The organism is Halosimplex litoreum (genome assembly GCF_016065055.1).
Classification (GTDB): Archaea; Halobacteriota; Halobacteria; order Halobacteriales; family Haloarculaceae; genus Halosimplex; species Halosimplex litoreum.
On sequence record NZ_CP065856.1, the window covers coordinates 3,256,164 to 3,268,166 of the forward strand.

General features: G+C 66.4%; 11 protein-coding genes and 1 tRNA gene. 6 read left to right on the forward strand and 6 right to left on the reverse strand.

Annotated elements, in window-relative coordinates:
* Positions 1-13: 13 nt before the first annotated feature.
* The 3 genes from I7X12_RS16150 to hpt are packed head-to-tail and all read left to right on the forward strand — an operon-like array spanning position 14 to position 3,081.
* Positions 14-502 (forward strand): hypothetical protein, encoded by a 489-nt coding sequence (locus I7X12_RS16150; RefSeq protein WP_198061069.1) that lies wholly within the window; start codon positions 14-16, stop codon positions 500-502.
* Positions 499-2,472 carry a hypothetical protein gene (locus tag I7X12_RS16155; protein WP_198061070.1) on the forward strand — a complete coding sequence of 658 codons (1,974 nt, stop codon included), beginning with the start codon at positions 499-501 and terminating at the stop codon, positions 2,470-2,472. Before I7X12_RS16150 ends, I7X12_RS16155 begins: the two co-directional genes overlap by 4 nt.
* Before the next feature lie 39 nt (positions 2,473-2,511).
* Positions 2,512-3,081, forward strand: coding sequence for a hypoxanthine/guanine phosphoribosyltransferase (hpt, locus tag I7X12_RS16160; RefSeq protein ID WP_198061071.1), 570 nt, complete (start codon positions 2,512-2,514; stop codon positions 3,079-3,081).
* A gap of 18 nt (positions 3,082-3,099) precedes the next feature.
* Here hpt and I7X12_RS16165 read toward each other — a convergent pair whose 3' ends face one another.
* From I7X12_RS16165 to I7X12_RS16185, 5 genes are all read right to left on the reverse strand, one after another.
* Positions 3,100-3,339, reverse strand: coding sequence for a hypothetical protein (locus I7X12_RS16165; protein ID WP_198061072.1), 240 nt, complete (start codon positions 3,337-3,339; stop codon positions 3,100-3,102).
* A 1-nt stretch (position 3,340) separates the two neighbouring features.
* On the reverse strand, positions 3,341-4,165 hold the full coding sequence (locus I7X12_RS16170) for a M48 family metallopeptidase (protein WP_198061073.1): 825 nt from the start codon (positions 4,163-4,165) through the stop codon (positions 3,341-3,343).
* A 475-nt stretch (positions 4,166-4,640) separates the two neighbouring features.
* Positions 4,641-4,715, reverse strand: a tRNA-Met gene (locus tag I7X12_RS16175).
* Between the two features lie 69 nt (positions 4,716-4,784).
* On the reverse strand, positions 4,785-5,285 hold the full coding sequence (locus tag I7X12_RS16180; RefSeq protein ID WP_198061074.1) for a GtrA family protein: 501 nt from the start codon (positions 5,283-5,285) through the stop codon (positions 4,785-4,787).
* Positions 5,278-6,045, reverse strand: a complete 768-nt coding sequence (locus tag I7X12_RS16185) for a glycosyltransferase (RefSeq protein WP_198061075.1) — start codon at positions 6,043-6,045, stop codon at positions 5,278-5,280. Before I7X12_RS16185 ends, I7X12_RS16180 begins: the two co-directional genes overlap by 8 nt.
* Positions 6,046-6,229: 184 nt before the next feature.
* Between I7X12_RS16185 and I7X12_RS16190 the strand changes: the two genes are divergently transcribed.
* Positions 6,230-8,674, forward strand: a complete 2,445-nt coding sequence (locus I7X12_RS16190; protein WP_198061076.1) for a DUF2298 domain-containing protein — start codon at positions 6,230-6,232, stop codon at positions 8,672-8,674.
* Positions 8,675-8,696: 22 nt separating this feature from the next.
* Here the strand turns inward: I7X12_RS16190 and I7X12_RS16195 are convergent, their stop codons facing one another.
* The gene (locus tag I7X12_RS16195; protein ID WP_198061077.1) at positions 8,697-9,740 is read right to left on the reverse strand and encodes an Mrp/NBP35 family ATP-binding protein; all 1,044 of its coding nucleotides are present in this window, start codon (positions 9,738-9,740) and stop codon (positions 8,697-8,699) included.
* Positions 9,741-10,077: 337 nt separating this feature from the next.
* On the opposite strand from I7X12_RS16195, the gene I7X12_RS16200 reads away from it, so the two are divergent.
* A complete protein-coding gene (locus I7X12_RS16200; protein WP_198061078.1) occupies positions 10,078-11,139 on the forward strand; it encodes a PKD domain-containing protein in 1,062 nt (353 codons plus the stop codon).
* Between the two features lie 314 nt (positions 11,140-11,453).
* Positions 11,454-11,984, forward strand: a complete 531-nt coding sequence (locus I7X12_RS16205; protein ID WP_198061079.1) for a hypothetical protein — start codon at positions 11,454-11,456, stop codon at positions 11,982-11,984.
* Positions 11,985-12,003 lie beyond the last annotated feature (19 nt).

Below are 12,003 nucleotides of genomic sequence, written 5' to 3' on the forward strand. Positions count from 1 at the left end.
CAGTCATCCGCCAATGGATCGGGGTCGCGCGCTCGTCTACGCCACCGCCGCGGTCATCGTCGGCGTGACCGTCCTCAGCGGCCCCGCTATCGGCCTCGTCGACCTGACGACGCCGCGCTACGACATGTCGGGACTCGGCGAGGGCAACGCGACGGTCGACGAGGTCGAACTCCCGTCGTCGGTTGCGATCGACCGCGGCTATCAGTCACAGTCGTACTATCTCACCGTCCCCGACGCGCGGATCCACCTCGCCGCCATCGACGGCAAACCGACCGTGGCCTACGGCATCGACATCCCCGCGTTGGGGTACTCCCGCTCGACGACGCACTTCCTGAGCGACGGCGACACCGGCTGGGCCTCACTGTCGCTACGCGAGGACACGCTCGCCGACGACGCGGTCGACGCCGACCGGTATAACGGGACGCTCTCGCTCGTGTTGCGCGACAGCGGCGGGAAGACCCTCGTCGCGAACCGGACGGTCCCCGTGGAGGTGAGCGGATGAGCACCGGACGCGCCGAGTCGGTCGCCTCGGTCGACGTTCGCGAACGGGTGGCGACGGCTCGAACGGTGCTCGTCCGCGCCGTCGTCGGCGACCGCCTCGGGCTCGTCGTCTTCCTCGGAACCCTCCTCGCGGTCGGCGTCACCTGGCGGGTCGGCGTGTTCATCACCGACAACTACACGCTGGCGAACGCGCTGGTGGCGCTCGCCGACGGGAGTCTCGTCGTCGACGAGGCGGTGTACGGCTCTCTGGAAGCGCCGGGGATGAACGTCCACGATGGACGACTCTACGGCCGGAACTACGGTCAGGTCGCCGTCGCGGTCCCGCTGCTGTGGGGTCTGCGGGCAGTCACGGCGGTCGCCGATCTCGGGCTCGTCTTCGCGGCCGGGTGGTCGCTCCTCCTGCTGGCGTTCGCGGTCCAGGTCGGCCAGGTCACCGGTCGAGAATCGACCTGTGCGACGACGGGTGCCGTCCTCGCGCTCGCGTCGTTCGCGGCCAGCGCCGCGCTGGCGGAACCGATCCCCCCACGCCTGCTCCCGCTTGCGGCGCTCCAGCTCGGGACGGTCCTCGCCACCGCCCTCGTCGCGACGACCGTTTACCGACTGCTCGCTCGCATGCACGACCGACGGCTCGGCATCGCCGCGGCCGTCGCGTCGGTCCTCGCGACGCCGGTCGGCTTCTGGGCGGCGATCCCCAAGCGCCACGTCACCGTCACGGCGCTCCTCGTGGGCGTGGTCTACGCGTTCTACCGCAGTCGGTCGGTGGGCGAAAACACCGACGACCGCGACGCGCTGCTCTCGCCGACCGGCTTTCGCGCGCTGGCCTACGCCCTCGTCGGGCTGTACACCTGGGTCCACGCGGGCGAGGCGTTCGCCGTCTTCCTCGCGCTCGTCGCCGTCGACCTGCCGACGGCGCCGTCGAACGACCGACGGACCCTCGCCGTCGTCGGCACCGCCTTCGCCGCGTCGCTCGTCCCCTTCTTCGCGACCAACGCCGCTATCTCCGGCGACCCCGTCCGCCCGCCGCGGATGCTCTCGGAGTTCGCCGTCTCGACCGACGGCGGCGCGTTCGGTGAGGCGGGCAGTGGCGGGGGCGGTGGAACCGGTGGCGCCACGAGCGACGGGTCGCCACCGCTCCTACCGGCACCCGTTCGAACTATCGTCGCGACGGCAGCCGAGCGGTCCGGGCTCATCTTCGGCCCGTTCGTCGCCGGTGCGAAGGCCGTCGTCTCCGACCCGGAATCGTTGTACCGAACCTTCGTCCGCGCCGGCTACGACGGGTACATCGGCGCCCGCGACAACGACCAGGCGATCAACCTCTCGGTCCTCGAATCGGCGCCCGTCCTCGCGGGCGTCGCCGCGCTCGTCGCGACCGGGGGACGCCGCGCGACCGACGCGGTTCGCGGAAGCGGGACCGACCGAGGTGTAGGTGACCGCCTCCGACGGTCGGTTCGAGCGGTCCGAACGTCGCCGGTCGCCGCCACCGACGCGTTCGTCGCCCTCGTCGCCGTCCTGTTCACGCTGATCTACATCCCTCGGTTGCCGCTGTTCGCTCAGGTGACCGTCCGATACCTCCTGCCGGTGTACGTCCTCACCGTCTACGCGCTGGCCCGCCAGCCGTGGATGCGTCGGGTTCTGGCCGAGCACGGCCGCGCGGCACTGTGGAGCTACCTCGGCGGCGTCCTCCTGGGCGCGCAACTGGTCTTCGTCGCCGTCACGGTCGGCTCGTTCGGGCGCGGCGGCGCCTTCCAGCTCCACGCCGTCGTCGGCCTCGTCGTCGGCGTCGCCTTCGCCGTCTCGGTGCTCGGGAGCGCCCTCGACGAGCGGGTCGACTCGCTGACGGCCGTCACCGGTGGGCTCGCCGCGGCACTGGGGACCGATCTGGCGCTGCTCTCGGCGTTCGTCTACTTCCGGTACGGCCCTCACGTCTTGCCGGTCGCCGACTGGCTGACCGACCTGCTGGCGTCGGCGTAGCTAGTCAGGCTTTTTGCTCCCCGTGGTCATTCCCCGGGCATGAACCGCCTCAAGCAGTCGCTGCTCGACGCCCCGATCATCGAGAAAGAGGGGTATCACTACTTCGTCCACCCGATCAGCGACGGCGTGCCGATGCTTCGGCCCGAGCTGCTCCGGGAGATCGTCATCAAGATCATCCGCAAGGCCGAACTGGAGAACGTCGACAAGATCGTCACCCCCGCCGCGATGGGTATCCACATCTCCACCGCCGTCTCGCTGATGACCGACATCCCCATCGTCGTCGTCCGCAAGCGCCAGTACGGCCTCGACGGCGAGGTCGCGCTCTCGCAGGTCACCGGCTACTCCGAGTCGGAGATGTACGTCAACGACGTCTACGAGGGCGACCGCGTCCTCCTGCTGGACGACGTGCTCTCGACGGGCGGCACCCTCTCCGGGCTCACCGGCGCCCTCGAAGACATCGGCGCCGACATCGTCGACATCGTCTGCGTCATCAAGAAAGACGACGGCCCCAACAAGCTCGCCGACGCCGGCTACGACGCCAAAACGCTCATCAACGTCGTCGTCGAAGACGGCGAGGTCGTCATCACCGACGACCAGGGCGACGACTGACGCGGCGCTCGATTCCTGCTACACCGCTCCGACCGCGACCGCACCGAAGTACAGCCCCGCGAGCACCAGCGCCGCACCGACGCCCCGCACGAGCCGTCGGATCCCGCTGTTCGACTCGCCGTCGGTCCCGTACTCGCCGCCGCGGTCGCCCGGAACCCGCCCGACAGTGTGCGCGCGGACGACGACCTCGGGCGCCGCGATCAGAACCGCACCGAGACCGACGCCGAGGACCCCGGCCAGCAGCGTTCGGTAGTCCATCTCAGCTCCGCAGCTTCTCGATGCGCTTCTCCATCGGCGGGTGGGTCGCGAACAGCCGCGCGAGGCCGCGCTCCTCGCCGAAGATGCACAGCGCGTTGACCTGCTCGTCGACCGCCGACTCGCTGGCGCGCTCGTTGCCCCGGCTGATCTTCTCCAGCGCACGCGCGAGCGGCTCGCCCGAGCCGATGGCGCCCGCGGCGTCGCTGTCGGCGACGTACTCGCGGTACCGCGAGATGGCCATCACGAACAGCATGACGAGCATCTGGACGACCTGGCCGACGACGATGGCCAGGAAGAAGTCGGCGATCTCGTTGTCGCCGGTCAGCAGGACGACCCACTGGGCGACGATAGCGACGATGGAGGCGATCCCCTGTCCGAGCACCATCATCACCACGTCACGGTTCGCGATGTGGGCCAGTTCGTGTGCGAGCACGCCCTCGACCTCGTCGGCGTCGAGCGTCGCGAGCAGTTCCCGCGAGACCACGACCGTCCCGGCGCCCTTCCGCCCGACCGCGAAGGCGTTGGGCACGCCCATCCGGGCGATCATGAGCCGGGGCTTGTCGATGCCCATCTCCTCGGAGAGTGCCTCGACCTGCCGATGGATCTCCGCGTACTGCTCCTCGGGCATGTCTTCGGCCCCGACGCTCCGGATCGCGGCCCACTTGCCGATCTTGTACTGGACCCCCACGAACAGGACGCTCCCGACCAGGACCAGCCACAGCGGGACCGAGAACGCGCCCATCGCCACGACCGCGGCGACGGCGTAGAACGCGAACAGGATCGATCCAACGACCGCCATCCGCGCGGTGAGACTCGGGTGACGCATACGTGACGTGTTCCCGTCCCGACGCCTCAAGAACCCTCCGCTTGTCGTCGGTCGACTGCGAAGTCGACGCTCGCGGACGTACTCTATCACTGACGGGTGTCTCAGGAGATTCTCCGGGTCACGATAGCAAGCACACGCGAAGCGGTGCTCGCCGTGTCGTTCGCGGCAAAACCATAGCGGGAGGTAGATTTGAACTACGTCCAGACGTGCTCGCTCACTTCGTTCGCTGCGCACGACTCGCCTACTTCAAATCTCTTCGACTCTGGTTGCCGCTCATGCTGGCTCGCACACGCTTCGCGGTGCTCGCCGTGTCGTTCGCGGCAAAACCATAGCGGGAGGTAGATTTGAACCGGAGGCAGACGGTCGCCTCACTGCGTTCGACGCTGCGACTGCCAGGGTTCAAATCTACTCGAGTATTTCGAGGAAACAGGCTCACTCGTCGCTACGCTCCTCGTTCGCGTTGGTTCCTCGAAAATAGCGGGAGGTAGATTTGAACTACCGATCTGCGGGTTATGAGCCCGCCGGAATCTCCTGGCTATCCCATCCCGCTACCAGTTTGTACCGGCGACCACCCATTAAGGGTTGTGATTCGTTCGCCGTCCGTGAATTAGTCCCGCGGTCAGGTCTCGTGGACCTGCCAGGTGAACAGGCTCTCGAAGACGTAGTTGACGAACATCGCGACGCCGATCGCGAGCGGGCTCGCGAGCAGGAACCACAGGTCCGTCTCGAAGACGACGACGGTCACGTCCAGCCGCTGGGTCAGGTACCAGTAGATGCCGAACTGGATGAGCGACCCGCCCGAGCGGACCAGGTGTGATTTGCCCAGCCGATGCAGGAACGCCCTCGACCCGGGTTCCCCCTCGTCGGCGAACGTCCAGTGCTCGTTCACCGCGAACATCACCAGGATGGCGGTCTCGATCCCGATCGCCTTTGCGACCAGTTCCGGAACGCCGAACCCCAGACCGAGCAGCGCGAGCATCGCGTTGTCGGCGACCGCACCGACCGCGCCGACGGAGACGAACTTGCCGAACCGCACGCCCGAGAGCAGCGCGTCGATCCGGGAGTCGTCGCTCCCCTCCAGGCTCGTCTCGCCCGTTCCGTCGACGTTCCCGTCAGTCATGCTTGTCCACCAGCGCGGTCGGGTCCTCGCGAGTCGCGGCGATGGCGTTGTGGACGCGGCTGTCCCGGATCTGTTTCGCGCGGTGGCGCGAAGAGAGCAGCGCGCGGGCGAGTCGAACGGACGTTCGGACCGGCGAGACGGTCGAACCGGGCTTGTCCTCCCAGGTGATCGGCACCTCGGCGACGTCCAGCTCCAGCGCGCCGGCCATCGCGACCAGCTCTACGTCCCAGGCGAAGCCCGGCTCGTAGAGGTGCTGGCGGACGGCCTCCCACGACTCGGCGGTGATGGCCTTCGCACCGCACTGGTAGTCGTACAGATCGGCGTCTAACATCCGGCGGGCCAGCCAGGCGAAGCCGTCGCCGAGGAACCGGCGGGCGAACGTCTGGTGGCTGGTGATCGTCGAGTCGGGGTGGCGGCGGGAACCGACGGCCACGTCGGCGCCCCCGTCGGTGACGGCCGCGAGCACGCGGGCGAACTCGGCGGGGCCGGTGGAGCCGTCGGCGTCGACGAACCCGAGCACGTCGGTGTCGAGCGCCTCGTACCCGGCGGTGACGGCGGCGCCCTTGCCGCGACGGTACGGCGAGCGGTGGACGGTCGCCGGCAGGTCCGAGAGGGCGGCCGCGACCCGGTCGTCCGCGTCGTCCAGTTCGATCCGGATCGCGTCGGGAGCGAGCCGCTCGTCGAGGGCGCGGACGTACCCGGTGAGTCGGTCCACGTCGGGGCGGAAGGCGGGGACCACGAGACCGACGGACGCGCTCATCGTCTGCAGTGACCACCGGGGCGAGTAAAAACCGTTCGGAACGAGCGACATCTTGGCGACCGCGGTCGCAGTCGAGCGTTCGTCGGCCGCGGTCACCGATCCCGACGACCGCTACCGGGAGCCGTTCCCCGGAACCCCAGGTGGTCCACAAGAAGTATAGGCTCCGGAGACGGGCACTCTGATAATGGAGTACGGTCTGGTCCTCTGGTGGCTCGTGGCCTACCTCGCCTTGCTTGCCGTGGGGATGCCGCTCGCGGCCGCCCTGTTTCCCCGCCTCGCCGACCGCGGGGCGGGCGTCGCGCTCCCGACGGCCCTGGCCGTCCTCTGGGTCGTCGCCTACCTCCTCGGACACGTCTCGCTGACCGCCGGCTTGCTCGTCGGCCTCGCCGCGCTCGCGGCCGCCGCCGGCGCCGCGTTCTACCGCGCCAGCGGGACGGAGGGAACCCCCCTGTTCGACCGCCGTCGCTACGCGGAGGCCGCCGCCGTGTTCACCGTCGCGTTCCTGTTCATGATCGCCATCCGCGCGGTCGACGCGGGCGTCCACCCGTTCCTCGGCGAGAAGTTCCTCGACTTCGGCATGCTGCAGTCGCTGTTGCGCGCCGACCAACTCCCGCCGGAGGACATGTGGTTCGCCGGTCGCCCGGTCCAGTACTACTACGGCGGCCACCTGATAACCGCCCTGCTGACGAAGATCACCGGCACCGAGGCCCGCTTCGCTTACAACCTCGCCCTCGCCGGGTTCTACGGCATGCTCGTCACCGCCGCCTACGGACTCGCCGGGTCTATCGGGGCGAGCCGCGGCGTCTCGCGGGTCCGCGCGGGTGGGTTCGCCGCCTTCTTCGTCGGGTTCGCGAGCAACGTTTCGACGCCGGTCTATTTCGTCGCTTGGCTGCTCCCCGACGGGATCGCCTCCTTTTTCGCCGGGTTGTTCGGGACGGGGTTGGGACGGGTCGGCGCCGACGGACTGACGGCGTTTCGCTACTGGGACGCCAGCCGCGTCATCGAGGGGACGATCAACGAGTTCCCGCTGTTCGCCTGGCTCAACGGCGACATGCACGCCCACATGATGTCGACGCCGTTCGTCCTGCTCACCGCGGCGCTGCTCTTTAGCTACTACCGCACCCCCGAGACCGACCTGACCCGACGGCGACTGCTCGTGCTCGCCGTCGTGCCGCCGCTCGCCGGGATGCTCGCCGTCGTCAACACGTGGTCGTTCCCGACCGCCGGCGGCCTGACCTTCCTCGCGCTCGCGCTCTCGCCCGCCGACCCGGTGACGCTGTTGCCCGCGTCGGTCGCCGAGCGCGTCCCTCGACGGGAGAACTGGCAGCGCGAACTCGCCCGTCACGGCGTCGCGCTCGGCGGTGCGGTCGCCGTCGTCGCTCTCGGGCTCGTCTGGTCGCTCCCGTTCTGGCTCGGCACCGCCAGCGGTCGCTCGATCGCCTTCTTCCCCGACCGGAGCTCGCTCGGCGGGCTCCTGTTCGCTCACGGGGCGTTCGTGCTGCTGTTCGCGATTCACCTGGCCCGACACTCCTTCGGGGAGGTCGACCCCCAACACGTCGCCGAAGCGGTCGTCATGGTCGGGATCGCCGTGGGCGTCGCCTGGCTCGGGGGCTCGGCGGCCGCGGTCGGGATCTTCGGCCCGATGATCGTCGTCGCCTGGGTCCTCCTGCGAACGCAGGCCGACGTGGTCCACCGGGCGACCGCACGGGCCGCCGGCACCGCTCGCAAGATGGCCACCGACGGCGGGACTGCGACTGGCGCCGCCACCGGTGAGACGCCGCCCGAAACCGCTTCCGGAACCGACCGCGGCCTCACCGAACGGCTCCGCGACGTGGTCGGCTTCGAGACGCTTCTGATCGTCGCCGGTGCGGGTATCGTCGTCCTCGTCGAGTTCGTCTACGTCCAGGAACAGGCCGGACCGGGGCGGATGAACACCGTCTTCAAGACCTACGCCGACGTGTGGATCCTCTGGGCGGTCGCCGCCGGGGCCATCCTCGCCCACCTCGTCGAGAACCACTCGCCGGGACTGGCGCTGTCGGGCGAGCGCTGGGCGTCGGTCTTCCGCGCGCTCGCGGTGGTTCTGATCGTCTCTACCTCGCTGTACGGCGCGCTGGCACTCGGCGGCCACTTCGCCGGCGACGGCTACTTCAGCAGGTACAACCACCCCGACGACCCCACGCTCGACGGGTTCACCTACATCAACGAGACCCATCCCGAGGAGTACGCCGCGATCCAGTGGTTCGAGGACCTCGAGGGTCAGCCCAACATCGCCTCGGCGCCCGGCCAGGACATGTACCGCTGGACCAACCCCGTTTCGAGCCTCACCGGCGTTCCGACGCTCGCCGGGTGGGCCCACGAGGTCGGGTACCGCGGCGGTGAGTCCTACCGTGCCCGCGTCGACGACGTGAACACCATCTACACCGGGTCCCCCGAACAACGCGCTTACTACCTCGACGTGTACGAGGTCGAGTACGTCTACGTCGGGTCGAACGAACGGTCGGCCTACACGAACGGCGACCTGGCGGTCTTCGACTCGATGGCGGGCGTCACCGTCGAGAAACAGTGGGACGGCGCCGCCGTCTACCGGGTCGACCAGAGCGCGCTGGAGTACACCGGCAAGAGCGACTGAACGGCGGGTCCCTCCCGACCCATCACTGCGACTGGGAGTGGCGCCGCCGGTGGACGATCCCCTGATTGTTCGCCGCCTTCTCGACGAACGACCGGAACGCTTCGCCGGTCTCGCCGTCCTCGTCTAACACCGCCGGCTCGCCGGCGTCGCCGCCTTCGCGGACCGCCGGGTCCAGCGGGATCTCGCCGAGGAACGGCATCCGCGCCTCCTCGGCGAACGCTTCGCCGCCGCCCTCGCCGAAGATGGCGTGGTCGCCGCCGCAGTCCGGGCACCTGAACGAGCTCATGTTCTCGACGATGCCCAGCACGGGCGTCTCGTGCTCGCCGAACATCTCCAGCCCTTTCCGGGCGTCGTCGATCGCGACTTCCTGGGGCGTCGTGACGATGACGGCGCCGGTGACGGGGACGCTCTGGAGCAGCGTGAGCTGGGTGTCGCCGGTCCCCGGCGGCAGGTCGACGACCATGTAGTCGAGGCTCCCCCACTCCACGTCCTCCCAGAGCTGGGTGAGCACCTTGTGGACCATCGGGCCCCGCCAGATGACTGGGTCGTCTTCACCCACGAGAAAATCCATACTCATCAGCTTCGTGCCGTACCGTTCCGGCGGCACCAGCGTCTCCTCGGGGGTCGCCTGGGGTTGTTGGTCGGCGGCGAGCATCCGTGGGACGTTCGGACCGTACACGTCGGCGTCGAAGAGTCCGACCCGGGCGCCGAGTTGCGCCAGCCCCGCCGCGAGGTTCACGGCGATGGTGCTCTTGCCGACGCCGCCTTTCCCCGACGCCACGGCGATGACGTTCTCGACACCTGGTAGCACCGACCCCTCGGCGACGAGCCCGCTGTCGACCTCGGCGTCGAGTTCGATCCGCAGGTCCAGGCCCGACAGTGCCTCGCGGACGGCCCCCGCGATATCGGTCTCGGTCGGGGAGTAGGGCGCCCCCAGCGCCAGCGAGACGCGGACTTCCTCCTCGTCCATCTCCACCGAATTGACCAGTCCGAGCGAGACGATATCGTCGCCCAGATCCGGGTCCTCGACGGTGCCGAGCAGGTCGAGCACGTCGTCTTCGTTCATACTCCGTCTCCGGTGGTCCCGGCGAAAAGGGTTGTGGAGCCTTCCTCGTTCGACTCCGCGCCTGCCGGCGATAGCGTAGAACGCACGATCATACCACGGGGTCTACCAGAATCACGAACATTTTTATATCGGAGGGGCAGAACGTCGTCCCAACGACATGATGTACAGGGGACAGGGGGTTTCGAGAGTCGTAGCGAGCGCCGTGCTGGTCGTCTCGGCGGTGTGTGCCGGTGTTCCGGTCGCGAACGCGACGGGCGCGGGCGGTCCGGACGACGGGGGGAACGAATCACCGCTGGCCGACGCGGGACTGGACCGGACCGTCTCGACTAACACGACGGTGTACTTGGACGCGACGGGGTCTCGCGACCCCGATGGTGAGGTCGACGACTACCGGTGGCGGATCGAGCTGCCCGACGGGACCTACGGGACACCGTCGTGCGAGCGGTGCGGGCGGACGACGTTCGTGCCGCGTGCGACCGGGACGTACAACGCGACGGTCACGGTCACCGACGGGGACGGCGCGACCAGTACCGACACGCTGCGGGTCCACGTCGAGGCGTCGAACGGTCCATCGGTGATGCTCTCGGGACCCGAGAGCGTCACAGAGGGTCGCGTCGCGGAGTACTCGGCGACGCTAGCGGCCGGCGCGAACGACCTGGCGGGGGCGCTCTGGGAGGTGGACGACCGCAGAGTGAATCGGACGGTTCTGACGGGTGAGAGCGCGACCAGTGAGCAGACGGTGGGGTTCAGACGCGCCGGGCAGTTCACGGTCAGAGTCACGGTGGTCGACCGACTCGGTCGCGAGCGCACGGCGACGAAGAACGTGACTGTCACCGAGCCTGCAACGTCCGGCGTGGGTAGCGGTGGCGACGACGGGTCGGAATGTTCGCATTTCAACAGGGACGACGACCGGTACTGTCACCACGATAGTATGACGATCGACAACCAGGGTATCGTCATCTCCGACGCCGACAACGACGATACGACCGAATGGGCTGGCGTCACCCTCGACGAGGAGTTCGCGCAGAACCACGAGGGCGTGTCGTACGACTCTATCGACGACGTCGCGACGTTCGAGAGTAAAGAAGCGTACAAGGAAGCGTTAGGGGTAGATTCTGCGAACGTGGATCCAGATTCTGATGTAAACTCGCGAACTACAGACGCCACTAATGGACAAACAAATAATAATTCGTTCAGTCAGAACAGCTCTGATGACGGATCTGAACAGAATGAAGAAAAATCAGATGAATCAAATGAGATGCCTGACAGAGTTTCTGATAGAATAGATCGAATGAGGGGCTCAAATTCGTTAGAGAGAGACTCTAATAGAGGAGATTACACAACCGAAAGAACCGGACGCGTGCCTCTCCGCAAAGATAACGGTGGGCCTCGGTTTTAAAATATATGAAAAAAATTATTAATAGCGAACAATCGCGGATGGTGAAATTTGCATTGGTTCTATTCGGACTGTTGTTTACGATTGTGATTGTCTCAGTGTATTCTGGTTTAATTCCCTCACTTAGCATCTATTCAAATGATATGGAAGATCCAACTAAAACTTTGACTTCTACAGAAGGCAATTCGAATACGCCAGCAGAAACAGCACCGGATCCGATCCCAAGTACAGTACGTTCTCCTACTCAGTTCCAAAAGTCCACACCTATTCAGACTCCAACCCTCTCATCGACACCAGTTCCAACACCTCGACCGACCGTGTCTCCAACAGCAACACCGGCCCCGACACTAACACCGACACCCACAAGTAAATTTTCGAACAAAAAATATGATGAGTTTGTAGGGGCGGTCTTTGGGGAAACAGAGGTTGATACTGGAGTCCCGATCAGGATCCGTGCATGGAGTGTCGCGGAAGGAAATTCATTGATTGTAGTTTTAAATTTGACATCGGAATCGAGAAATGATGCTAGAAGGGCCAAGGAAGTGAATACGCTTGCCACCAGCGGATATGTACAGGCGGTTGCTCACCACGACCTAGAAAGGATTAATGGTAAAATAACAGATAGGCTACGGATCGCGGAAGTGAACAACACTGGTGCCCAGCCAAAGACCCTCGTTGTCAACACATCACTTGCACGAGAATATTATACGGGTCAGATCGATGCGGCAGAATTCACCGAAGAGTACTGGAAAACTGAGCGAAACATGACGGCTGACGAGATAGAATACGTATACAATATGGATAGCAGGACAGGAAATCAAACGCTCTACAATGGGACCGGCGACTGATCTTACAGATCAGAACTAG

Bases quoted from the DNA above. Each gene is read 5' to 3' on its own strand.
- I7X12_RS16150 (WP_198061069.1), top strand. From the start codon at position 14: ATGGATCGGGGTCGCGCGCTCGTCTACGCCACCGCCGCGGTCATCGTC.
- I7X12_RS16155 (WP_198061070.1), top strand. From the start codon at position 499: ATGAGCACCGGACGCGCCGAGTCGGTCGCCTCGGTCGACGTTCGCGAA.
- hpt (WP_198061071.1), top strand. From the start codon at position 2,512: ATGAACCGCCTCAAGCAGTCGCTGCTCGACGCCCCGATCATCGAGAAA.
- I7X12_RS16165 (WP_198061072.1), bottom strand. From the start codon at position 3,339: ATGGACTACCGAACGCTGCTGGCCGGGGTCCTCGGCGTCGGTCTCGGT.
- I7X12_RS16170 (WP_198061073.1), bottom strand. From the start codon at position 4,165: ATGCGTCACCCGAGTCTCACCGCGCGGATGGCGGTCGTTGGATCGATC.
- I7X12_RS16180 (WP_198061074.1), bottom strand. From the start codon at position 5,285: ATGACTGACGGGAACGTCGACGGAACGGGCGAGACGAGCCTGGAGGGG.
- I7X12_RS16185 (WP_198061075.1), bottom strand. From the start codon at position 6,045: ATGAGCGCGTCCGTCGGTCTCGTGGTCCCCGCCTTCCGCCCCGACGTG.
- I7X12_RS16190 (WP_198061076.1), top strand. From the start codon at position 6,230: ATGGAGTACGGTCTGGTCCTCTGGTGGCTCGTGGCCTACCTCGCCTTG.
- I7X12_RS16195 (WP_198061077.1), bottom strand. From the start codon at position 9,740: ATGAACGAAGACGACGTGCTCGACCTGCTCGGCACCGTCGAGGACCCG.